We start from the raw sequence: 22,337 nt of genomic DNA on the forward strand, positions 1-22,337 counted from the left end.
GGAGGGGGATAAGTTCTGGGGGGAACGGGCAGTAGGGTCGTGTGTTCCGCAGTGGAATCTATCCCCTACTGCTTACTGCCCTATTGCCTTACTCCCTTGAGGGGTCAAATTCCTTCGCCGGCAAGCTCTTCCGAAAGGGTGGCGACCTGGTCCTGGGCGCTGCGCATCATCGGATAGATGGCCAGCACCTTCTGCCAGGCCTCGAGCGCCGACTGCTTGTGGCCGGTCAGCGCCATGATCTGCGCCAGACCCGACAGCGCGCCGAAATGGCGCGGCTCGAGCTGCAGCGTGCGGTCTATGTCCGACATCGACTTGCCGTAGTTCTTCATCATGAAATGCACCGTGGCGCGCCGGTTCCAGCCCTCGGCATAGGTCGGCTGCATGGTTACAACCTGGTCGAGGAAATCGAGCGCGACGTCGAATTTCTGGTTGTCCATCGCTTTTTGCGACCACAGCATCATCAGGTCGATCGAGGCGCTGCCGGACTGGGACCATTCGTTCCAGATGTTGCCGGCGATGCGTTCGGCCGCCTTTTCGTTGCGTTCGCGCTTGAGGTCGGAGAACAGCTTGTCCAGCCGGGCCTGTTTGGTCATCGGCGGGGCCGGAGCATCCGGGGTGGCTGGCACTGCCGGCTGATCGTCGGCGGCTCTGGCCGGCAAGCTCATGGCGCCGGAAACAAGCAGAGCTGTCAAAAATGCAAAAAGAATCCGCATCGCCCGATCCTAGTCCCGGGCGGCGGAACATCAAAGTGATTTTAGCGTGAGAAGGTCGGCGGGCCGACAAGCATCAAGGGGCGGAGGCAAAAGCCTCCGGCCGAAAACTCAACCCTGGCGCGCCTTGTAGCGCGGGGCGGTCTTGTTGATGATGTAAACGCGGCCCTTGCGGCGAACCAACTGGTTGTCGCGGTGACGCGCCTTCAGCGCCTTGAGCGAATTCTTGATCTTCATGGTCTTGCCTGTCGGTGTGGACCCGGTGCCGGGTCGAAATTTTAAGGCGCGCCAGAAGACGCGCCTTTTGAACGGTGGGTGGCTCATAAACGAGGACCCTTGTCCGTGTCAACCGCAAGCGTGCGCCGCGTCCTGATATCATCAAATATCCGCCATGTCGTCCCGGCGGCATTGCACGGCTCCGGGCGCACTGGGATGATGCGCTGTATCGCAAGTGATTTGGGGACCATCATGCGCCGAACATTCCTGTCCGCCTGCCTTGTCTTGTTGGCGGGAGCGTCGGTTGCTCGCGCACAGGAATGCGACCGCTCCGACGACAGCCAGCAGATGATGAACATCTGTGCCGGAGCGGATTACCAGGCCGCCGACGCCAAGCTCAACGCGGCCTACCAGAACCTGATCGGCTCGGATGATGCCGATGGCAAGAGATTGTTGCAGGCGGCGCAGCGCGCCTGGATCGCCTTCCGCGACGCCGAGTGCGCGCATACCACCGCCGCCAGCACGGGCGGTTCCATCCACGCGATGGAGGTTTCGCAATGCCTGACCAGGCTGACCAACGACCGCGTCAAGCAGCTCGCCGCCTCGGCCAATTGCGAGGAAGGCGATGCGGGCTGCGCCAGTTCCGACGAGGTTGAAGGCGACGAGGTGCAGTAACCTGCGTCCGCGATAGAACGGTTCACCGTTTCACGGAAACGCCGAACCGCTTTTACCTCATTGTTTGCTCTAGCCGTGCCGGCTGATGCGGGTGAAGTGGCCCATCTTGCGGCCGGGCCGCGCCTCGGCCTTGCCGTAGAGATGCAGCATCAGATCGGGCTCGGCGAGCAGGACCGGCACGCGCAGCACGTCGTCGCCGATCAGGTTTTCCATCACGCAATCGGAATGGCGGTCCGGGCTGCCGAGCGGCAGTCCTGCAACGGCACGGATGTGCTGCTCGAACTGCGAAACGACGCAGGCGGCCTCTGTCCAGTGGCCGGAATTGTGGACGCGCGGCGCAATCTCGTTGGCCAGCAGCGAACCGTCGGCCAGCACGAAGAACTCGACGCCGATGACGCCGACATAGTCGAGCGCGGACAATATCCTCGATGCTGCCGCACGCGCCGCTGCCGCCGTCTGTGGTGTGATGGCGGCGGGCAAGGTCGAGGTGTGGAGAATGCCGTTGCGATGCACATTCTCGGCCGGGTCATAAGCGACGACCGCTCCGTCCAGCCCCCGTGCCGCGATCACGGAGATTTCGCGCTCGAACGGCACGAAGCTTTCCAGGATCAGCGGTACATTGCCCATCGCCTCGCAGGTGCCGGCGAAGCCGCCCGTTTCCATGTTGCGGAAGACGCGCTGGCCCTTGCCGTCGTAGCCCATGCGACGCGTCTTCAGGATGCCGCTGCCGCCGAATGTCTTCAGCGCCACCGTCAGCTCGTCGTCGGTGTCGACCGGACGAAAATCGGCGGTGGCGATGCCGATGCCGTTGAGGAATGTCTTTTCGTTCACCCGATCCTGCGCCACGTCAAGCGCGCGCGCCGGCGGATGGACAGGCACCTTGGCGGCAAGCGCTTCTGCCGCGGCGACCGGCACGTTCTCGAACTCGTAGGTAATAACGGCACTCGCGGCCGCCAGTTCGGCAAGGGCGGCCGGATCGTCATAGGCGGCTGTTATCTGCCGGTTGGCGACCTGGGCGGCCGGGCAATCCGGCTGCGGCTCCAGCACGATGGTGCGGTAGCCGAGGCGGGCGGCGGCCATTGCCAGCATGCGGCCAAGCTGGCCGCCGCCGATGATGCCGATGGTCGATCCGGCGGGCAGGCTCACGGCGTATCCGTCGGTTCAGCGGCGACCTTGGCGGTCTGCGAGGCGCGCCAGGCGTCGAGCCGCTGGGCGAGCTTGTCGTCGTTCAGGGCCAGCACTGCGGCGGCCAGGAGGGCCGCATTGGCCGCACCGGCCTTGCCGATGGCCAGCGTGCCGACGGGGATGCCGGCCGGCATCTGCACGATCGAGAGCAGCGAATCCTGCCCCGACAGCGCCTTCGATTCCACCGGCACGCCGAATACCGGCAATGGCGTCATCGCCGCCGTCATGCCGGGCAGGTGCGCCGCACCCCCGGCGCCGGCGATGATCACCTTGTAGCCGGCGGCCTTGGCACCCTTGGCGAATTCATAGAGCCGGTCGGGCGTGCGATGGGCTGATATGATCAGCCGTTTGTGCGGAACGCCCAGCGCCTCCAGCGTTTCGGCTGCCTGGCGCATCGTCGCCCAGTCGGACTGGCTGCCCATGATGATGGCGACGTCGGCGCGTTGGTCGTTCAAGCTATTGCTCCCCGGCGACAAAGGCGCGCCTTAGCGGAATTCGCGCGGGGCCGCAAGGATTTCAGGCCATCGGCCAGATGCCGACGGCCACAATCCGGGTCAAACCGCCGCCTTGCGGAAGCGGGCGACGAAGTCGTCGAGCTCGGGCCGTTCCATGTCGGAGATCGCCCAATAGGAGAAGGCGCCGTCGCTCCATTGCACCATTGAGAAGCCGCCCGAAGAAAGGTCGTCGGGCTGGGTGGCCTTGCCGCCCTGCTGCGGTTCGGCGACCAGCGTGATCAGGTGCTCGCGGTGGCGGTAGACCAGGGCCGGCACCGGCCTGCCCGATATCACCTCGACCCGGCCGCCGATCAGCGCGTAGCCGTCCTGGGCAAGGTCCGGCGCCGGCGGCGAGACGCCGATGCGGGCGTCGAGCCACGGCTTGACCGTATGGCGGTCGGACGAAACGATGTCGATCGGGCTCGCCGCAAGCAGGCTGCGGCGATGGCCGCTGGCGACCGCGGCGGCAAAGCCGTCATCGACGCCACTCTGCATCACCCATTGCGTCGCCCCGCTGGCGAGCACCGCGCTGATCATGATCGACGCCGCCATGGCGCGCCAGTCGAACGAGCCGAAGCGGCGCGCTCTTGGCGATGGGCGCGCCAGGGAGGGACGTGTCCCGGCTTCCCGTCTCTGGCCGCCGCCGGCGCCTGCAATCAATCCCGGCAATGCCGACGGCGCGCCCCGCTGCGGCTGCGCCACCTCGGCCGGCGCCTGTTGCTCGGTGCCGGCCATGCCGATCGCCGCGATGCGGGCGCGAAAGGCGTCGCTGACATCGGGACGCGGCAAGCGGCTGACGGCGCCCTGCAAGGCGACAATGCGGGCATGCTCGGCGGCAAGCGTGGGGTCGGCAGCGATGCGCCGTTCCACGGCCAGTGCCGCGGCCGCATCGAGTTCGCCATCTACCAGAGCGTGGATCATCAGCCTGATGCCTTCGGGATCGTTGGGCAGTCCGTCGTCGTGCGTCATGACGCTCTCCCCAGTTCAGACGCCAGCAGACCGCGGGCACGCGCCAGCCTGGACATGACCGTGCCGATCGGCACGGCAAGCATGGCCGATATTTCGCGGTAGCTGAGGCCGTTGATATCGCGCAGCACCAGCGTTTCGCGAAATGGCTGCGGCAAGGCGGCGATCGCGGCCTCGAGTGCCGCCGTATCGGCCCTGGCGATCAGGCTCGCCTCCGGGCCATCCTCGTCCGGCAGGCTGCTGCCGTGTGCCGCGGCCATGTCGTCGAGATCGCCGAGATCGCCGACGGCCATCATGGCGCGCGGCCGGTTGCGCGACATCCAGGTGTAGGAGGTGTTGCGCACGATGGTCAGCAGCCAGGCGCGGGCGTTGCCGCCAGCGTAACCTGATATGCCGGCATGCGCCTTGATGCAGGCGTCCTGCACGACATCCTCGGCGTCGGCGGCATTGCCGGTCAGCCAGCGGGCGAGCGCCAGCGCATCGCCGAGATGTGGCAGCACCACCTCGTTGAAGCGTTGTGCCTGCGCCCTCTCGCTCAAAGCAGCACCATGATCCGATACTCCGGGAGGAACAGGCCGTGCGCTTTCAGAGAGCGACGGCAATCTTGCCCTGCCTGCGCGGGCGAAACCCGCGGAAGCAGGCAACGCCGCCTGCTGTGGTGAAAGTGAATTCATCTGTGTCACCAGTGTCAAGCGTCCTGAAGGAGGGACTGGTGACGATCTTGCTCGCCAGCACATGGTGACAGCTGACGCCGCAACCATATTCGCTGTCCTGGCAATGATGCGGCATGCCGATCTCCTCAACGCCAGCAGTGGCGTATAACGAGGAGACTTGTCGCGGCGCCGGTTTATTCCCGCCGCGTGCAAATCCGGCTGATCACAGTCGCGTGATCGGCCGGTGCATTTCGCGATTGCTGGTCGGCTTGCCGCTCAATCCGGCCAGCGCAGGACGCCGGACGAATCCTTGCGGGCAGTCTTCATCGCATCGGCGGGACGGTCCTTCGCGGTCAATATGGCGCGCAGGCGGTCGCCGACGATCTCCGCCTCGCCGGGATGCAGATTGCAGGGGTCGAGGAAGAAATGGCCGCGCTCGATCTCGTGGTTGCGCACAATGATCGGGGGCGAGCCCGAGGCAAGCGCCGAGGTGAGCCCGGCGGCGGTAAAGCGGCTCTCGGGCGATACGAAGATCTGCAGCCGGTCCAGCGGATTGGCTGTCGGGTCCGGAATGATCTTGGCAAAGATGCCTGGTATCCCCTGCAAAGCGGCCTTCCAGAGATTGAGTGCGGCCTCCTCGCGCTGGCGGATGCCGTCGTGATCGCGCGTCTCCCAGGCCTCCAGCGCGGCCATGGTGCCGGCGATGCTTTCCTTGCCGACCTTCATGGCCCGCGCCACGCCGCGGTTCTGCAGATAGGCCGCCCGCACCAGATCCTTGCGGCCGGTGACGATGCCGCTGGTCGGCCCGCTCAGGAATTTGTGGCCGCTGTAGATGACGACGTCGGCGCCGCGCGCCAGAAAGCCGCGCAGATCGTATTCGGACGCGGCATCGACGATCACCGGCACGCCCTTGGCGTGGCAGATCTCGCAGAATTCCTCCAGCGACAGCATGCCGTACTGCACGGTGTGGTGGGCGACGACATAGAGGCCCGCCGCCGTGCGCTCGTTGATCGCTTCGCGCACATGATAGTCCTGCGTCACGCTGACCGTGCCGGCGGGTACTACCCTGGCGCCGGCGACGCGGACCGACTGGTCGATCGGCGCGCCGTAGTTGACGATGTGGCCAAGCTGGATAACGACCTCCGACTTGAGGTCGCCGGTATCATCGGGCAGGCGCTCGATGGCGAGCAGGCTGGTTCCGGTCATCGCGCCGGCGATCGCCATGGTGATGCCGCTGGCACAGCAGGCGGTGATGAAGCCTGCCTCGCCGCCGGTGAGGCGCGCGACGACGGTGCTCGCGGCACGCTGCAGATCGTCCATCTCCACCCATTGCGAGGCCATTTCGGCCATGGCGCGGATCGCTTCCGGGACGATGATCGATGCGCCGAGCGCGGTCATGGTGCCCGAGACATTGATGATTGGCCTCAAGCCCAGCCGTTCGCGGATGGTGGTGTTGGAGCCGGTGGAGGAAGTGGTTTTCATGTGAGCGGATCCTGTGGGTGGCAGATCAGGCGGCGATCTCGACGACCGCTTCGATTTCGACAGTGATGTTTCCGGGCAGCGAGCCGACGCCGATGGCCGAGCGGGCATGGCCGCCGATCTTGTCAAAGACATCGGCGAACAGGTCGGAACAGCCATTCACCACCTTGGGGTGGTCGCTGAAGGTCGGCGTCGCGTTGACGAAGCCGAGCAGCTTGACGACGCGCACGATGCGGCCGAGATCGCCGGCGGCGGCGTGCATGACGGCGAGCAGATTGAGCCCGGTCAGGCGCGCATGCTCATAGGCCTGCTCGACGGTCACATCCTCGCCGACCTTGCCGGTGCAGAGCGTGCCGTCGGCGCGCAGCGGTCCCTGGCCGGACAGGAAGATCAGCCGCCCGCTCTCGGCATGGGTGACGAAGTTGGCGATCGGGGTTGGCGGCTCGGGCAGCGTCAGGCCAAGTTCGGCGAGCCGGATGTAAGGCGTCATGGAAGAAGGCTCCCTTGGTTGGCTTCAGCCATCCGATATTCAAAAATGAGACGGCGTCAGCCGTCCGATGTCAGAAATGCGAGGCGCGGAAGCGCGCCAGGAAAGTGCGGAGGCGCTCGTTGGTGGTCTCCGCCGCGAGGATTTCCTTGGGCGGGCCGACGGCGCTGACGCCGCCATCGGCCATGAAGACGATGCGGCTCGAGGCGTCGCGGGCAAAGGCCATTTCGTGCGTCACCATCAGCATCGTCATGCCGTCCTCGGCAAGGCTGCGCACCACGGCCAGCACCTCGCCGACCAGTTCGGGATCGAGCGCCGAGGTGATCTCGTCGAGCAAAAGGATCTTCGGCTCCATCGCCACGGCGCGCGCGATGCCGACGCGCTGCTGCTGGCCGCCGGAAAGCTCCGCCGGCAGGCTGTCGGCCTTGTGGGCGAGGCCGACGCGGCCGAGCCAGTGTTCGGCGGCCTGGCGCGCTTCGGCCTGGCTCTTCCCCCGCACCTTGGTCAAGCCCAGCATGATGTTGCCGGCCGCCGTCAGGTGCGGGAACAGGTTGAAGCTCTGGAAGACCATGCCGGTCTCGGCACGCATGGCGGCCAAGTCGCGCTCGCTGCGGCGCTGGCGCGTTCCGGCTGAGAGATAGCCGACCTCCTTGCCGTCGATGCGGATCGAGCCGCTATCGTAGCTTTCGAGGAAATTGACGCAGCGCAGCAGCGTGGTCTTGCCGCTGCCGGAAGGTCCGATGACGGTGACCACCTCGCCACGCTTCACCTGAAGGCTGACGGAACGCAGCACCTTGACGGCGCCGAAAGCCTTTGACACATCGCGCACTTCTAGCAGTGCCGGATTGGCGCTTGTGGTGTCGGACATCGTGCTATTCCCGAATGAAGGCAAAGCGCCGCTCAAGCCGCCGGCTGGCGAGCGAAAGCGCGTAGTTGACGGAGAAGTAGATGAGCGCGCCGAGGATATAGAGCGGCATCGCCTCATAGGTGCGGCCGATGACCTGGTTGATGGCCTGCATCAAATCGGTGATGCCGAGCAGCGAGACCAGCGCGCTGCCCTTGACCGCGTCGGTGACGCCGTTGATCCATGGCGGCAGGAAGCGCCTGAAGGCCTGCGGGAAGATGACGTAGGTCAGCCGCTGGCGGAAGGTCAGCCCGATCGCCATTGCGGCCTCGGACTGTCCCTTGGGAATCGAGGCGACCGCGCCCCTGAGATATTCGATGACCTGCGCCGTCTTGAACAGGGTCAGCGCCAGCACCGCCGCCCAGAACGACGGCAGATGAAGTCCGATGGCGGGCAGGCCGTAATAGACGAAGAACATCAGCACCAGGATCGGAATGCCACGGATGGTGTCCGAGAAGATGCGCACCGCCCAGCGCAACGGGACGGGACCATAGACCAGGGCGACACCCAGCAGGACGCCGGCGATGAGCGACAGGACCACGACCAGAAGCGATACCCAAAGGGTCAGCGCGAAGCCTTTGGCGAGGAAAGGGAGGGCGTATAGGATCTGGCTCAGCATGTCAGCGCGCCGCCCTGAACCGGCGCTCGACGAGCCTGAGCGCAAAAAGCAATGCGTAGCCGGTCACCAGATACATCGCCGTCGTCACCAGATAGACCTCGACGATGCGGAAGGTGTTGAAGTTGATCCACTGGGCGCCGAAGGTGAGCTCGGGCACCGAGATGACCGAGGCGATCGACGTGTCCTTGAACAGCGAGATGAAGGTGTTGGACAGCGCCGGCAGCGTGATGCGCAGCATGGTCGGCAGGCGCACATGGATGAGCCTTTGCCATGGTGTCAGGCCGATCGCCTTGCCGGCATCGAGCTGGCCGCGCGGGACAGCCTCCAGGCCCGAGCGAAACACCTCGACCAGGTAGGCGCCGCTATAGACCGAGAGTGTCAGGACAAACGAGGTCGGCGCGCTGTAGGCCAGGTCGACCACGGTCGGCAGGCCGTAGAAGACAAGGTAGACCAGCAGGATCAGCGGCACGTTGCGGATGAATTCGACATAGGCGGCGATGATCGCCCGCACCACGCGCCCGGCCGAGACGTACCAGACCGCCAGTACCAGCCCGATGACGACGCCGATGGCGATCGAGATGACGGCAAGCTCGAGGCTGAGCAGCAGACCGCCCCACAGCTTGTCGAAATGCCGCCAGATCAGATTGAAATTGAGGGCGTAGCCCATGCGTCCGCCTTGGTGTGAAGGGCGTCGGATAGGTTGCGGAAGGGCTGGAACGCGGCCCTTCCGCAATCCGGGATCAGATGACCGGGAAGCCGGGGTGGCGCGCCGGCGGCTCCTGGCCGAAATAGTCCTTGAAGGCGGCGTCATAGAGCGCCGATTCATGGCCGAACATGGCAATGGTGAAGGTCTGGTTGACGAAGGTCAGCCAGTCGAGGTCGCCTTGCCGAAGCGCGGCGCCGTAGAGCATCGAATACCAGCTCTTGCCGGCGTCGAAATATTTGTCCGGATTGCGTGAGGCGAGCCAGCGCACGGTGGACAGATCGACGGCGGCAGCGTCGGCGCGCTTGGATTCCAGCGCCTGCAGAACGTTGGCCTGGGTGTCGATCTGCAGCACCTGTGCCTGCGGCAGAGCGTAGTGGACGGAGCTTTCGGCGTCGACATTCTGCAGGATGGAGATGCGCGTCGCCGAACCGCCGGCAAGCAGCTTGTCGAAGGTCTTGTTCTCGGCGGTGGGAAGCGTCAGCAGGGCAACGCCTTCGACATAGTACGGCCGGGTGAAGTTGATCAGCTGCGAACGCTGCGCCGTCATCGTCATGAACTGGATGGTGATGTCGACCTTGTTGGTGGTGACGTTGGGGATACGCTGCGCCGGATCCTGCATGACGAACTCGACCTTGGTCGGATCGTCGAAAAGGCCCTTGGCCAGGATGCGGCCCATGGTGATGTCCATGCCGACCAGTTCGCCGGCATCGTTCTCGAAATGCCAGGGCGCGTTGGTGCTGCCGGTGCCGACGATCAACTTGCCGCGGTCGAGCACGGTGCGCAGCAGGCTGTCGGATGCGGCCTGAGCGGCGGCCTTCTGGGCATCGACGGTTGCCAGCACGCCGGCGGTGGCCAGTCCAGCCATTCCCAATTTCAGAAAATCACGTCTTCCGGATGTGTCGTTCACGGCGACCTCCTTTCGTGTTGTGTTCCCCTATGCACAGGCAATACACGCGACAGTGATCATGAGAAGATTGTCTCTTACAAGAGACGCATGTATCCTGTACAAGACAGATACTAGCACCAGGAATCGACAATGCAAGATGGCAATGCCTTGGCCGTTTCGGCCGATGAAAAGACGACGGCTTCCCGCGAAAAGGGTCTCAACCGGGTGCTCGAGATCCTGGACTTCCTGCACACGACGCAGCGCGCAATCGGCATCGGCGACCTTGCCAAGGGGGTGAATGCGCCGCGCTCGACGACTTATACGCTGGTGCGCTCGCTGGTCGACGCAGGCCTGCTGGAAATGGCCGGCGACGGCAACCGCGTCTATTTCGGCAAGAAGCTCTATCTCTATGGAATGGACTATGTGCGCGGCAACGACCTGTTGCGGCGGGGGCGCCAGGAGGTCGACCATCTGTCGCGCGAGACCGGGGAGACCTCGGAACTGTGCATGCTGCAGAGCGGCCGCTACACCATCGTCCACTCCAGCCCCGGCACCAGGCCGTTCCGCATCAGTTCCGCCACCGGCCTGCAGATACCGCTGCCCTGGACCGCTTCGGGCCGGCTGCTGCTGGCGGGGCTGGAGCGGGCCGCGATCGAGGACATGGTGTCGCAGGACGATCTCGTGCTGCCCGATGGCCGCAAGCTGCGGCTCGATGATTTCATCGCCGACATCGCCAAGGCGCGCGTCACCGGCTACTGCGTCACCTCGGGGCTCGTCGACGCCTACACCAAATGTCTTGCCGTGCCGGTCTTTTCAGCGCCGGGCAAGGTCGAGGCGACGATGTGCCTGGTGGTTCCGATCGATACGACCGACGAGCGGACCGGCAGTCTCATCGGCCTGCTGCGCGAGCGGGCCGGCCGGCTCTCTATAGCCGGATAGGCTGCTAAAATGTCATCCGCAGCCATGACGGTAAGGACACCTAATGGTGGGCTGGACGTTCCAGCAAATCCTCAATCACCTGCTTAACTTGCATGGGCATCAAGCCGGGATTATCTGCGAGCACATTCGAGACGATATGCTCCATCAACTTACCGCCGTGATTTCTCGAGATCGATTGTAAGAAAGGAAACGCTGCCAGAACCATTTCCTCCAAATTGTGGTCGTCGGTCGTGAAATATCGGGAATCAACCCTCAGACTAAGTCCGCCAACATAATTCGCCCCCTCGGTCATATTTGGATCAGATCCGAGGACTTTCTTTGTAACTGCGTCTACCATTCCCTGTAATAATGGGGTCTCGGCTACCGCCAACTCGAAGTAACTCATTCGGCTGGGCACATCGATTTCGTGCTTCAAGCCCGGAAATCCCCGGCATATCGCGAGTCCTAGAAGGAGCGGATCCAAGATGATGTTTTCGAGTCCATTTCGCGACCGGTGCCCGACTACAGCGATCCTTTCGCTGGGGTCATGCCTTCCATCCCAATCCAAAAGACCGAAGACGGATACATTGCCAGCGTTTGATAGCTCTGCGACTAGCCGCTTCACTATATCGCACCCGGTATTTATGTCCCCCTTGCCCGGCGTCCGAGTTCCTGTGGCCACGAACTCCAGCGAACGCTCAGAGGCTATCTTTGGTTTCAAAAGTTTATAGAGCGCATCGTAGATCTTAGCATCAATAGGACTCTCAACAAAAACTTGCCTTCTACCATCATAGGTGATCGCCAGCGTTGGAACACCGATGGTGAGAATGTTAAGAGCTGCTGCCTTTGAGCTTTTATGGAGGCCGGCCTCACCAGGCCTCATAGTATATATGCTTTCCTCGGGTGCTAACGCCACCGTAGAAGGTGAGTGCGTGGCGGCTATAACTTTGATTTTAAATGATTCTACTAGGATTTTTGTTATAGTGTTAACTACGCTTCTAGACATCGACGGATGGAGAGGCGCATCGATTTCGTCCAGTAGTAGTAGCTTTGGGCGTTTAGCTATCTGCCTCTTGTCATTCGCGTAATAAACACAAAAGGCAAAGGACATTATCACCTTCTCTCCAGACGAAAGAGCTGCAAATGGGACTGCTATGCCGCTTGATCGTTTCGTTAGCATCGGGTGGAATGGTAAGTAATCGTTTTCAATAGGTCTATTGATCTCAAAGTCAATTCCGGCTGACAAAAGAGAATCATTAACGAATTCCCACGGTGGAGAGCCGTATATTTGAAAAAAATCTTCACCTGCGATAAACTCTACATTTTCTCCTTTAGATGCCCTGTATTCCGCAAATAGGTTTGCCAATTTAATGTCGCGGTAGGCTACAAAAAGACGGGCAAAAGAATGCTGAAAGATGTCACTTTGTCCCCACGCGGGTACCGACGATGAAAGTATATCCTTCTCGTCTAGAGCAAAAATTGGCTTCCTAGCCAAGGTTGACGTTGCTTGTAGCTGAGATCGCTGGCCTGGGTCTAAGTCATTTAGTGCTGCGGTTTCGAATGTAGCTAATGCTTCCCCAACTTCAGATCTTAGCGCCTGTGCCTTTTGTTTGTCTCCCAGCAAGGACACTAACGTTTTTTCGGTGATCTTCAGAATTCTAGTAGGATCGTTGAGCAAATCACCATCAATTCCAAATTGGCGTATTACTGCTCTGGCAGGGTCTATGTACCTCGGATTTCCCTTCATATTCCTGAATATATTAAATAGATTTTGCCGTTCATTCCTAAGAATGTCGCTATTAAAAGGTCCGCTGTCCTGCGGAGTCATATTTGTCCAGTCGAGAAGCCGTATCTGATCGGGAGTATTCTGATTTTGACTTGGTGCTAGGCTTGTTACGATGTTGCCCTGGTAAATTGCCTGAAGCAAATGGGTTTTACCCACCCCATTTGGGCCAGTTATAAGGGTAAAATCTGGGATATCGATGTCCGGAAAACTAACTATCGAAGAGTAAGATTGAGAAAACCTCAGGTCGATCACAACTGTAGCCTTCTACTGGTAAAGCTGCCTCACAGTAGTCAAAAGTTAGCAGGCTACGCAATGATTTCGTGTACAAATCAATGGGGCTGGTGTGTGAGTGGGAGTGGCTGACGATAGCTGGATAGTGATGCAAGGGTATGAATCGTCTATTGGACTTGCATGGAGGTTGCGGACAAGATCACGATGCCCGAATATGCGGGTGATGACGGCGAACCGGCGGATCGAGCTTCTCAAAGCCAGAAGACCAAGGGCCCGGTTCGGTTTCAAGCGATGATGTCGGGAATGATCTTGTCTTCCAGCTTCATCAGCCGGTCTTTCAGCGCCAGCTTCTTCTTTTTCATGCGCTGGATCTGCAGCGGGTCGCAATTGGTGGCGATCATCGCGTTGATCGCCGCGTCGAAATCGGCGTGTTCCTGCTTCAGCCGGGAAAATTCGAGGCGAATATCGGCCTGTTCCTGATCGGACATTCTCTACCGTCTGCACGTCTGCGGCGCCCAAAAAACTGGGCCTGATTGGGCGGGGGCGGCAATTTCTGCCACCGGCGCGCAGCCCATATCACATTTCACATTGCCGTGGAATGCTACCACGCAGCATTCGACATCGCAGTCGGAAGGTGGCAAAGTGTCATTGTGCCGTCACAGAAGCGACCTGCGGTGGACGCGCCTTTTGGCGGCAGCAATCGAGGAAACCATGAAAGGGAGAACCAATCATGTCTCTTGCTTCCCATCTTGACGAGTTGCAGCGGAAACACGGCGACATCGAACGCGAGATCGATGACGCGATGAACCACCCGTCGGTGGACGACCTCGAAATCGTGAATCTCAAGCGACGCAAGCTGGCACTCAAGGATGCGATTGAGAAATTGAAAGCGCAACCGACCACGCATTGATGCCCGACTGACATAGCCGCCACTATGCGGTCTTCCTTGCCGGCGGCAGCCGCCGCCGGTGCTGGTCGGTTTTGATTTTCAGCAACAAGACCTAGCTGAACTTTCATTCTAAAAAGTCTCCGCTTCGGCTGTCACAAGCGCCCATCGCTTCCTTTCGGTGGATCACCGTAAACATTTGAGATTGGCCGAAGCCTCCTGAATTTCGTCATCCACGGGCGGAGCAGGAGCGAAGCTCCGTCGCGGAGACCCGAGGATCCATTCCGTGACCTTGACCGTAGAGTGCAGCGGAGCAAGATTCCGAACCGTGGCAACGCTTTGAGGTCGCGGCATGGATCCTCGGGTCTGCGCCGCGTCGCTTCGCTCCTTGCTCCGCCCGTGGATGACGAAGTGATGGGTGTTTTCCGCTAGCGGCCAAGGTATGCCATTCGCAAGCGAGCGGCCGTCAAAACTTCGGCACCGGGGAACTGCTTGCGGGTCATTTCGGGGCCAGTGGCGACCTGTCGCCATTGACAAGCCATCTTTGCTCCTCCACCTCATGCCGGACTCTTGCGCTTCGGCCCCGGGGTGTGCTTGTGCGTCGAAGTGGACGCTTGGCGCTCCAGAGACAAAAGGCTGCCGGCATGACCGGATATTTTTCCTTTCCCTTCCCTCGCCGCACCTCGGTCGGCGTCGATGTCGGCGGCGTGGTCGTCGGCGGCGGTGCCCCGGTTGTCGTGCAGTCGATGACCAACACCGACACCGCCGATATCGACCAGACGGTCGCGCAGGTTGCCGCACTGCACCGCGCCGGCTCCGAGATCGTGCGCATCACCGTCGACCGCGATGAGAGCGCCGCCGCCGTGCCGCGCATTCATGAGCGGCTTCAGCGGCTCGGCGTCAATGTGCCGCTGGTCGGCGACTTCCACTATATCGGCCACAAATTGCTCGCCGATCACCCGGCCTGCGCCGAGGCACTGGCCAAATACCGCATCAATCCGGGCAATGTCGGCTTCAAGGACAAGAAGGACCGCCAGTTCACCGATATCGTCGAGATGGCGATCAAGCACGACAAGCCGGTGCGCATCGGCGTCAATTGGGGCTCTCTCGACCAGGAGCTCCTGACCCGGCTGATGGATGACAACCAGGACAAGGGTTTTCCGCTGACGGCGCAGGAGGTGACGCGCGAGGCGATCGTGCAGTCGGCTATCCTGTCGGCCGAGATGGCCGAAGAGATCGGCCTTGGCCGCGACAAGATCATCCTGTCCGCCAAGGTCAGCGGCGTACAGGACCTGATCGCCGTCTATACCGAACTCGCCACCCGCTCCAACCATGCGCTGCATCTCGGCCTCACCGAGGCCGGCATGGGTTCGAAAGGCATCGTCGCCTCGTCGGCGGCGATGGGTATCCTCCTGCAGCAAGGCATTGGCGACACCATCCGCATCTCGCTGACGCCCGAGCCGAATGGCGACCGCACGCGCGAGGTGCAGGTATCGCAGGAATTGCTGCAGACGATGGGCTTCCGGCAGTTCGTGCCGATCGTCGCCGCTTGCCCTGGCTGCGGCCGCACGACATCCACCGTGTTCCAGGAACTCGCCCAGAACATCCAGGCGGATCTGCGCAAGAACATGCCGGTGTGGCGCGAAAAATATCCCGGTGTCGAGAACCTCAAGGTCGCGGTGATGGGTTGCATCGTCAACGGCCCTGGCGAATCCAAGCATGCCGATATCGGCATTTCGCTGCCCGGCACCGGCGAGACGCCGACGGCGCCTGTCTTCGTCGACGGCAAGAAGGCGGCGACGCTCCGGGGGCCGGCGATCGCAGCGGATTTCGAGAAAATGGTCGCCGACTACATCGAGCAACGGTTCGGTCGCAGCGGCAAGGCCGCGGCAGAGTAGGCCAGATGCGGCGTTTCCCCAGGGCGGCGCTGATTGTCCTGTGCAGTGTGGCCTGGTCGACGCTTGCCCAGGCCGATCCGCCGCAATCGGCCAAGCAGCGGCTGATCGACAAGGTCTGCAATTTGATCCAGGCCCATGCCGACCAGAACGGCCTGCCCCGGGATTTCTTCGCCCGGCTGATCTGGAAGGAAAGCCGTTTCGATCCCAACGCCGTCAGCCCCGTCGGCGCCGAGGGCATCGCTCAGTTCATGCCGGGCACCGCCAAGATGCGAGGGCTCGAAAATTCCTTCGACATCAACCAGGCGATCCCTGCCTCAGCGAAGTATCTCGCCGAAATGAAGACCAGCTACGGCAATCTTGGCCTGGCGGCCGCCGCCTACAATGCCGGCGAAAGCCGGGTGTCGCGCTGGCTGGGTTCGGGCGGTTTCCTGCCGATGGAGACCGAGAGCTATGTCTTCGACATCATGGGCGAGCCGGTCGACAAGTTCACCGACCCCGCCTATGCCGGACAGGTCGCGCCGCTCGACGCCAAGACGGATTTTGCCGTTGCCTGCCGCAAGCTGCCGGTGATCATGTCCCAGACCGTGGCGATGGCCTCGATCAACGTTAAACCATGGGGCGTCCAGGTGGCCGGCAATTTCCGCCGCAGTGCCGCAATCAGCCAGTGGCTGCGGGTGAGGAGCCGGTTTCCGGCCCTGCTTGCCGGTCATGATCCGGTGGTGAGCCGGGTGCGCACGCCGATTGGGCGGCGCGGCATCTACGCGGTCAGGATCGGAATCGACGACCGCGCCGCCGCCAATGTCATTTGCCAGAAACTGCAGAGCGTCGGCGGGGCCTGCGTGGTGGTGCGCAACCGTTAGGGGCTGAAGCCGGCTCGATGTTTGAAAGAGAATCGAACGTGAAAGCCAGGATCGTCCTGCTCAATGGCGTCGGCAGTGCCGGCAAAAGCTCGATCGCCAGGGCGTTGCAGACAATAACCGCCGAACCGTTCCTGCATGTTCAGATGGACACCTTTATCGAGATGCTGCCCGATGCCTTGCAGGACCATGCTGATGGCTTCTCCTACGAGACCATCCGGCAAGGCGGCCGGCCCTCGGTCGTGATCAGGACCGGACCGACGGGAGCGCGTGCCCTGCGCGGCATGCGCCACGCCGTCGCCGCCATGGCCGGGCAAGGCAACAGCCTGATCGTCGACGATGTGCTGTGCAATGGCGAAATGCCTGAATATGTCGAACTGCTGTCGGCCTTCGATCTCCATCGGGTTGGCGTCATGGCGCCGCTGGAGGTCCTGGAAGCCCGTGAAGCCCAGAGGGCCGACAGGCGGCCGGGCCTGGCGCGCTGGCAATATGGGCGCGTGCACGCGGGCATAGTCTACGATCTCGAGGTCGACACCAGCCATCTCACCCCGCTGGAATGCGCCCGTCGCATCCAGCAACAATTTCGACTATAGGCGGCGATGGATCGGCCGGGGGTTTGCCCTGCCTGTGAAACGACAAGGGCAACGGGATGTTCGACGCCTACATTATCTGCGGCACGCCGAGAACCGGCAGCACTTTGCTGTGCAAGCTCCTGGCATCCACCGGGACATCAGGCGATCCGCACTCATTCTATCGGCGGCAGGATGTGTCGGAGTGGGCCGAGGAGTGGAAACTGCCAGCCCGCGACATGATGGGCGAGCTTGAATTCGATGTTGCCTATCTCGATGCGGCAATCACCGCCGGCAAGGGCGGCACCGAGATTTTCGGCCTGCGCCTGATGCGCGAAAACCTGGATGAACTTTCGGCGATCCTCGACCGGATTTTCCCAGGGCTGGCCTCGGACACGGCGCGTTTCGAAAGAGCTTTTGGCCGCATTCTCTACATACATCTGTCGCGGGAGAACAAGCTCGCGCAGGCGATCTCGCTGATCAAGGCACAGCAGACCGGTCTTTGGCACATCGCGCCTGACGGCACCGAAATCGAAAGGGTCGCACCGGCGCAAGAGCCCCAATATAATTTCGAGCGGATCAAAGGGGAGCTTGCCGAACTTGAATCCTATGACGCGGCCTGGAACATCTGGTTCACGGCGCAAGGCATAACGCCGCTGCGCGTTGGCTATGAGCGTCTATCCGCCGATCCGGCGGCGGCGTTGCTGGGCATCTGCGAGGCCCTCGGCGTTCAGCCTCCGAATGCCGACGACATCCGGCCGGGCGTCGCAAAGCTCGCCGACGAGACAAGCCTCGACTGGATGCGCCGCTATCGTCTTGACGCGGCCCGCCTGGCGTCGTGACCTGGATCAGGCCGTCTTGGCCACCACCGTTTCGCTGAGCCATGTGCCGATCTTGGCGCCGAGGCGATCGGGCGAGACCGGCTTCGGCAGATAGTCGTCCATGCCGGCCTCGATGCATTTGTCGCGATCGCCCTTCAGCGCGTGCGCGGTGACGCCGACGATCGGGATGTGGCCGCCCGACGAGGCCTCGATCGCGCGGATGGCGCGGGTTGCCTCGTAGCCGTTCATCTCGGGCATCGAGACGTCCATCAGGATCAGTTTCGGATGCAGCGACCGGTACATCTCGACCGCCGTGCGGCCGTTGCCGGCGATGCGGTAGCTGAGGCCAAGCCCGTTGAGGATCTGGCCGAACACCAACTGGTTCACCTCATTGTCCTCGGCGATGAGGATGTCGATCGGGCCGTTCGACGTGGCCGTCGATTCCGGTACTGCCACGGCCGGCACGGCTGGGCCACGGATGACCGTGAAGGCAGGCGGAGCCGCCTGCGGCATCTGGACCGGCTCGCGAACGAAATGCGCCTTGCCGACCTGCGAGCGGGCCTTCTGGATAACGGAGATGACCGTGCCGAGCAGGATCGCCGAGCGCGCCGGCTTGGTCAGATGCGCCGATATGCCGAAGTCGATGATCATCTTGCCGAAATCGACCTGGTCGACCGAGGTCAGGATAACGATCGGGATGGCGGACAGCCGGCTGTCGGCGGCGATGGCGCGGGCGACATCGGCGCCGTTCATGCCGGGCATCTGGTAGTCGAGGATGATGCAGTCGACGCTGGCACCCAACTGGCAGGCGCGATCGAGGAAGGCGAGCCCCACGGCGCCGCTTTCGGCTGCCGCGCAGTCGAAGCTCCAGCTTCTGAGCTGCTCGAGCAGGATCTCGCGGTTGACCGGATTGTCGTCGATGACCAGGACGCGCGCGCCGGTGACGTCGACCGGCACGACCGCGTCGCGCGCTTCGGCGTGATGCACGGGCAGCGGCACCGCGAACCAGAAGACGGAACCGCGCCCGATCTCGCTCTCGACGCCGATCTTGCCGGCCATCAGGTCGACGAGGCGCGCGGCGATGGCAAGTCCCAGGCCGGTGCCTTCGTGACGGCGGGTCGAGGACCCGTCGACCTGGGCAAATTTCTCGAACACGCTCTGCAGTTTCTCGGCCGGGATGCCGATGCCGGTATCCTCGACGCGCAGCTTGAGGTGGACGACATCGTTGACGGTTTCGCCGCCGACATCGATCAGCACATGGCCCTTCTCGGTGAACTTCACCGCATTGCCGACCAGATTGGTGACGATCTGCCGGAACCGCCCGGCGTCGCCGACGACATGGGCCGGCAGGCGCGGATCGACGCGCACGATGAGTTCTAGGTTCTTTTCGGCGACACGTGCCGAAACCAGCGTTGCCACATCCTCGACCGCTTCGGAGAGACGGAACGGGGCAGGGTCCAGGGTGAGCTGTCCGGCATTGATCTTGGAGAAATCGAGGATGTCGTTGATGATGGTGAGCAGCGCGTTGCCCGATTTGACGATGACATCGGTGAAGGTCTTCTGGCGCGCGGTCAATTCGGTCTTGGCCAGCAATTCGGCCATGCCGAGCACGCCGTTCATCGGCGTGCGGATCTCGTGGCTCATATTGGCCAGGAATTCGGACTTGGCACGGTCGGCGGCCTCGGCCTTGAACAGGGATTCGGCCGATTGGGCAAAGGCGCGGCGGATCGCCTGCTCCATCGGCCGGAAGATCCAGAAGGCGACGATGGCCAGGACGCCGAACAACAGGCCGCTCGCCCACAGCAGCAGCCGGTCGCTGGAAGCGTCGGCCAGATGGCGCTCGTCATCCATCGCGGTACGGACACGCACCAGCATCGGCTGGACAAACAGGTCGTTCTGGTTGCGGATTTCCCGGTAGCTCCATTCATCGGCTTTTTGCGCCACCGACATCAGGTTGAGATTGCGCACCATGTCGCGCGGCGACCAGAACAGATCGCCGTTGACGGAAGAGGCTTCGAGTTCGTTGATGGTCTTGGCCGACAGGCGCGGACGTATCGCGTCGAGCTGGGCGGTCAGTGTGTCGATCTCGCGGGTCAGGCGTTCGGAATGGTCACGCGCCGAAGCGCTCAGCGCATCGCGCGTTTCGTTGCGCCAGGCGGACCCTGCCGTCTCGGCGAAGCTGGTCGCGTTGCGCAGGTCGCGGGTGAAGACGACGAGGTTGCTGCTCAGCGCATCGATGTCATGGCGGAAGGAATTGACACGGTCGAGCGCAATCATGATGGCCATGGAAGCCAGCGCGAAAATCAGCAGTCCTGAAAGGTAGCGGATCCGGACAAACCGGATGAAGGAAGAATATTCCGGCATGCGCAACCCCAACACATACGCATTATTTTAACGATCGGGATTACGCTTCATTTACATTAAGATTTCGTTCGCGCGGACGATGCGGTTGCTCTTGCATACGGCGTCGCGACGGATCAGATCGATGCGGTGATGCCGCCGTCGACATAAAGGATATGACCGTTGACAAAGGACGAGGCATCGGAGGCCAGGAACACGCAGGCCCCGACCAGTTCCTCTACCTTGCCCCAGCGGCCGGCCGGCGTGCGCTTCTCAAGCCAGGCGCTGAAGGCAGAATCGGCGACAAGGGCCGCATTGAGCGGCGTATCGAAATAGCCGGGTGCGATGGCGTTGCATTGCAGGCCGTGTTTGGCCCAGTCGGTCGCCATGCCCTTGGTCAGGTTGCCGACCGCGCCTTTCGTCGCGGTGTAGGGCGCGATGCCGGGGCGAGCGAGGGCTGTCTGCACACTTGCGATGTTGATGATCTTGCCGCGGCCTCGCCTGATCATGTGGCGTGCGACCGCCTGACCGACATGGAAGACGCTGGCGACGTTGGTCTGCAGCATGCGCTCGAACGCATCGGCGGGGAAATCTTCAAGCGGCGTGCGGAACTGCATCCCGGCATTGTTGACCAAGATGTCGATCGGCCCGCCGGACAGCTCGAAATTGTCGATCGCCGAGCGGACCGCGTCATGATCGGTCGCGTCGAAGGCGAGCGTTTCCGCCGCAGGGATCTGCGCCGCCGCCGCGCCGAGTTTCGCGGCGTCACGACCGTTGAGGATCACGCTTGCGCCGGCTTGCGCCAGGCCCTTGGCCAGAGCGAGCCCGATGCCTTGCGACGAGCCGGTTACGAGCGCCCGGCGCCCGCTGAGATCGAACAGATTGGACGACATCGAAGCTGATCTCCCATTTGCCTCTCGCCACGCACCGCCGATATCGGGCCTGCCGTCAGCTCTTGCGCGTCGCGACGAAGGTCGCGGCTTCCTTCAGCAGCGCCGCCTTGTCGCCATAGGGGTCGAGCAGCGTGTGCGCCTGGCCGACAAGGCCATGCAACTGGCTGCGCGCCCAGTTCACACCATGTAGCGCCACCAGGGTTGCCTTGCCGGCGGCGGCGTCCTTGCCGGTCGCCTTGCCCATCTGGCTGGCGTCGGCCGTCAAATCGAGCAGGTCGTCGGCAAGCTGGAAGGCGAGGCCGATCGCCGAGCCGAATTCGGCGAGCCGTTCGCGATCCTCAGCCGGTGCGCCGGCGATGATGGCACCCGCCTCGCAGGCGAAGCGGATCAGCGCGCCGGTTTTCATCGCCTGCAGCCGGATGATGCCGGCCTCGTCGGGCGCTGCCTGTTCGGCCTCGAGATCGAGTTTCTGGCCGCCGACCATGCCGCCGGCACCGGCGGCGCGGGCAAGCGCCAGCACCAGGGCGGCCCGCCGCTCGGCCGGCAACACGGTCGCCTCGCTGGCGATGATGTCGAAGGCCAGGGTCAGCAAGGCGTCGCCGGCCAGGATGGCTGTCGCCTCGTCGAAGGCCCTGTGCACGGTCGGCTGGCCGCGGCGCAGATCATCGTCGTCCATCGCCGGCAGGTCGTCATGGATCAGCGAATAGCAGTGCACGCATTCGAGCGCCGCCGCGACGCGCAGCGCCGCTTCGCCATCGGCCGAAAACAGGGCGGCACTTTCCATGACCAGAAACGGCCGCAGGCGCTTGCCGCCGTTCAGCACGCCATGGCGCATCGCCGCCATCAGACGATCGGGCCGCGCGATCTCGCCCGAAAGCGGGCGATCGTCGAGCAACCGCCGCAGCAGCACCTCGATGGCGGCTGCCCGCCGGATAAGCGCCATTTCGAACGCCATTTCGTCGTCATTCGTCATGGCCGGGAGCGGTAGCCGACACTCAGACGTTGCGCAAGAAGGCAAGCGCCATTATGCCGGAGCGGTAAGAGCCCGTTTGGAAACTCTCCTCCTGCGGTCATCTGAAGGCGTTTTCCGCGCTTCCGGTGCTTGCGTACTCGAATGTACGCTCGTTCCGGGTCTCGAAAACACCGTCATGTGATGAA

At 62.6% G+C, this 22,337-nt stretch carries 25 protein-coding genes; 7 read left to right on the forward strand and 18 right to left on the reverse strand.

Annotation, left to right across the window (positions count from 1 at the left end):
* Nucleotides 1-104 precede the first annotated feature (104 nt).
* Both AC07UC_RS07730 and ykgO read right to left on the reverse strand, forming a co-directional pair.
* Nucleotides 105-713: a tetratricopeptide repeat protein gene (locus AC07UC_RS07730; RefSeq protein ID WP_140777041.1), complete on the reverse strand. Its 609-nt coding sequence runs from the start codon at nucleotides 711-713 to the stop codon at nucleotides 105-107.
* 108 nt (nucleotides 714-821) lie between these two features.
* Entirely contained in the window at nucleotides 822-947 is a 126-nt protein-coding gene (ykgO, locus tag AC07UC_RS07735; protein ID WP_006327841.1) for a type B 50S ribosomal protein L36, read from the reverse strand.
* 231 nt (nucleotides 948-1,178) lie between these two features.
* Between ykgO and AC07UC_RS07740 the strand changes: the two genes are divergently transcribed.
* A complete protein-coding gene (locus AC07UC_RS07740; RefSeq protein WP_494904963.1) occupies nucleotides 1,179-1,601 on the forward strand; it encodes a lysozyme inhibitor LprI family protein in 423 nt (140 codons plus the stop codon).
* Between the two features lie 69 nt (nucleotides 1,602-1,670).
* On the opposite strand, the gene AC07UC_RS07745 is transcribed toward AC07UC_RS07740, so the two are convergent.
* The 11 genes from AC07UC_RS07745 to AC07UC_RS07795 form a co-directional block, all read right to left on the reverse strand.
* Nucleotides 1,671-2,747 (reverse strand): 5-(carboxyamino)imidazole ribonucleotide synthase, encoded by a 1,077-nt coding sequence (locus AC07UC_RS07745; protein ID WP_494904965.1) that lies wholly within the window; start codon nucleotides 2,745-2,747, stop codon nucleotides 1,671-1,673.
* Complete coding sequence (purE, locus tag AC07UC_RS07750; protein ID WP_027141852.1) at nucleotides 2,744-3,241, reverse strand: 5-(carboxyamino)imidazole ribonucleotide mutase; 498 nt, start codon at nucleotides 3,239-3,241, stop codon at nucleotides 2,744-2,746. Before purE ends, AC07UC_RS07745 begins: the two co-directional genes overlap by 4 nt.
* Before the next feature lie 99 nt (nucleotides 3,242-3,340).
* Complete coding sequence (locus tag AC07UC_RS07755; protein ID WP_140777035.1) at nucleotides 3,341-4,249, reverse strand: anti-sigma factor family protein; 909 nt, start codon at nucleotides 4,247-4,249, stop codon at nucleotides 3,341-3,343.
* The gene (locus tag AC07UC_RS07760) at nucleotides 4,246-4,785 is read right to left on the reverse strand and encodes a sigma-70 family RNA polymerase sigma factor (protein WP_202325608.1); all 540 of its coding nucleotides are present in this window, start codon (nucleotides 4,783-4,785) and stop codon (nucleotides 4,246-4,248) included. The genes AC07UC_RS07755 and AC07UC_RS07760 overlap by 4 nt, the downstream gene beginning before the upstream one ends.
* Before the next feature lie 46 nt (nucleotides 4,786-4,831).
* Nucleotides 4,832-5,035: a hypothetical protein gene (locus tag AC07UC_RS07765; RefSeq protein ID WP_140777031.1), complete on the reverse strand. Its 204-nt coding sequence runs from the start codon at nucleotides 5,033-5,035 to the stop codon at nucleotides 4,832-4,834.
* 140 nt (nucleotides 5,036-5,175) lie between these two features.
* Nucleotides 5,176-6,381, reverse strand: a complete 1,206-nt coding sequence (locus tag AC07UC_RS07770; protein WP_494904968.1) for an aminotransferase class V-fold PLP-dependent enzyme — start codon at nucleotides 6,379-6,381, stop codon at nucleotides 5,176-5,178.
* Nucleotides 6,382-6,406: 25 nt separating this feature from the next.
* Nucleotides 6,407-6,868 carry a RidA family protein gene (locus tag AC07UC_RS07775; protein ID WP_010911960.1) on the reverse strand — a complete coding sequence of 154 codons (462 nt, stop codon included), beginning with the start codon at nucleotides 6,866-6,868 and terminating at the stop codon, nucleotides 6,407-6,409.
* A 70-nt stretch (nucleotides 6,869-6,938) separates the two neighbouring features.
* The gene (locus tag AC07UC_RS07780) at nucleotides 6,939-7,733 is read right to left on the reverse strand and encodes an amino acid ABC transporter ATP-binding protein (RefSeq protein WP_494904971.1); all 795 of its coding nucleotides are present in this window, start codon (nucleotides 7,731-7,733) and stop codon (nucleotides 6,939-6,941) included.
* Nucleotides 7,734-7,737: 4 nt separating this feature from the next.
* Entirely contained in the window at nucleotides 7,738-8,388 is a 651-nt protein-coding gene (locus AC07UC_RS07785) for an amino acid ABC transporter permease (RefSeq protein WP_140777025.1), read from the reverse strand.
* A gap of 1 nt (nucleotide 8,389) precedes the next feature.
* Nucleotides 8,390-9,055 (reverse strand): amino acid ABC transporter permease, encoded by a 666-nt coding sequence (locus AC07UC_RS07790; protein ID WP_056575612.1) that lies wholly within the window; start codon nucleotides 9,053-9,055, stop codon nucleotides 8,390-8,392.
* Nucleotides 9,056-9,128: 73 nt separating this feature from the next.
* Nucleotides 9,129-9,959 (reverse strand): transporter substrate-binding protein, encoded by an 831-nt coding sequence (locus tag AC07UC_RS07795; RefSeq protein ID WP_171883346.1) that lies wholly within the window; start codon nucleotides 9,957-9,959, stop codon nucleotides 9,129-9,131.
* Between the two features lie 171 nt (nucleotides 9,960-10,130).
* On the opposite strand from AC07UC_RS07795, the gene AC07UC_RS07800 reads away from it, so the two are divergent.
* Nucleotides 10,131-10,919: an IclR family transcriptional regulator gene (locus tag AC07UC_RS07800; protein WP_494904974.1), complete on the forward strand. Its 789-nt coding sequence runs from the start codon at nucleotides 10,131-10,133 to the stop codon at nucleotides 10,917-10,919.
* A 40-nt stretch (nucleotides 10,920-10,959) separates the two neighbouring features.
* Here the strand turns inward: AC07UC_RS07800 and AC07UC_RS07805 are convergent, their stop codons facing one another.
* On the reverse strand, nucleotides 10,960-12,936 hold the full coding sequence (locus AC07UC_RS07805; RefSeq protein ID WP_494904976.1) for an AAA family ATPase: 1,977 nt from the start codon (nucleotides 12,934-12,936) through the stop codon (nucleotides 10,960-10,962).
* Between the two features lie 263 nt (nucleotides 12,937-13,199).
* Nucleotides 13,200-13,403 carry a YdcH family protein gene (locus AC07UC_RS07810; RefSeq protein ID WP_010911954.1) on the reverse strand — a complete coding sequence of 68 codons (204 nt, stop codon included), beginning with the start codon at nucleotides 13,401-13,403 and terminating at the stop codon, nucleotides 13,200-13,202.
* 242 nt (nucleotides 13,404-13,645) lie between these two features.
* On the opposite strand from AC07UC_RS07810, the gene AC07UC_RS07815 reads away from it, so the two are divergent.
* The 5 genes from AC07UC_RS07815 (at nucleotide 13,646) to AC07UC_RS07835 (ending at nucleotide 17,967) form a co-directional block, all read left to right on the forward strand.
* A complete protein-coding gene (locus AC07UC_RS07815; protein WP_010911953.1) occupies nucleotides 13,646-13,825 on the forward strand; it encodes a YdcH family protein in 180 nt (59 codons plus the stop codon).
* Nucleotides 13,826-14,445: 620 nt separating this feature from the next.
* Entirely contained in the window at nucleotides 14,446-15,699 is a 1,254-nt protein-coding gene (ispG, locus tag AC07UC_RS07820; protein WP_494904978.1) for a flavodoxin-dependent (E)-4-hydroxy-3-methylbut-2-enyl-diphosphate synthase, read from the forward strand.
* 5 nt (nucleotides 15,700-15,704) lie between these two features.
* Nucleotides 15,705-16,559: a lytic transglycosylase domain-containing protein gene (locus AC07UC_RS07825; RefSeq protein WP_140777019.1), complete on the forward strand. Its 855-nt coding sequence runs from the start codon at nucleotides 15,705-15,707 to the stop codon at nucleotides 16,557-16,559.
* A gap of 38 nt (nucleotides 16,560-16,597) precedes the next feature.
* Nucleotides 16,598-17,149, forward strand: coding sequence for a phosphotransferase-like protein (locus AC07UC_RS07830; RefSeq protein WP_494904981.1), 552 nt, complete (start codon nucleotides 16,598-16,600; stop codon nucleotides 17,147-17,149).
* 56 nt (nucleotides 17,150-17,205) lie between these two features.
* A complete protein-coding gene (locus tag AC07UC_RS07835; protein WP_494904983.1) occupies nucleotides 17,206-17,967 on the forward strand; it encodes a Stf0 family sulfotransferase in 762 nt (253 codons plus the stop codon).
* A 6-nt stretch (nucleotides 17,968-17,973) separates the two neighbouring features.
* Here the strand turns inward: AC07UC_RS07835 and AC07UC_RS07840 are convergent, their stop codons facing one another.
* The 3 genes from AC07UC_RS07840 to AC07UC_RS07850 form a co-directional block, all read right to left on the reverse strand.
* Nucleotides 17,974-20,310, reverse strand: a complete 2,337-nt coding sequence (locus tag AC07UC_RS07840; protein WP_494904984.1) for a response regulator — start codon at nucleotides 20,308-20,310, stop codon at nucleotides 17,974-17,976.
* A gap of 113 nt (nucleotides 20,311-20,423) precedes the next feature.
* Complete coding sequence (locus AC07UC_RS07845; RefSeq protein WP_494904985.1) at nucleotides 20,424-21,179, reverse strand: SDR family oxidoreductase; 756 nt, start codon at nucleotides 21,177-21,179, stop codon at nucleotides 20,424-20,426.
* A gap of 55 nt (nucleotides 21,180-21,234) precedes the next feature.
* Nucleotides 21,235-22,152, reverse strand: coding sequence for a polyprenyl synthetase family protein (locus AC07UC_RS07850; RefSeq protein ID WP_494904987.1), 918 nt, complete (start codon nucleotides 22,150-22,152; stop codon nucleotides 21,235-21,237).
* Nucleotides 22,153-22,337 lie beyond the last annotated feature (185 nt).

Source organism: Mesorhizobium sp. GW821-FHT04C10 (assembly GCF_059420305.1).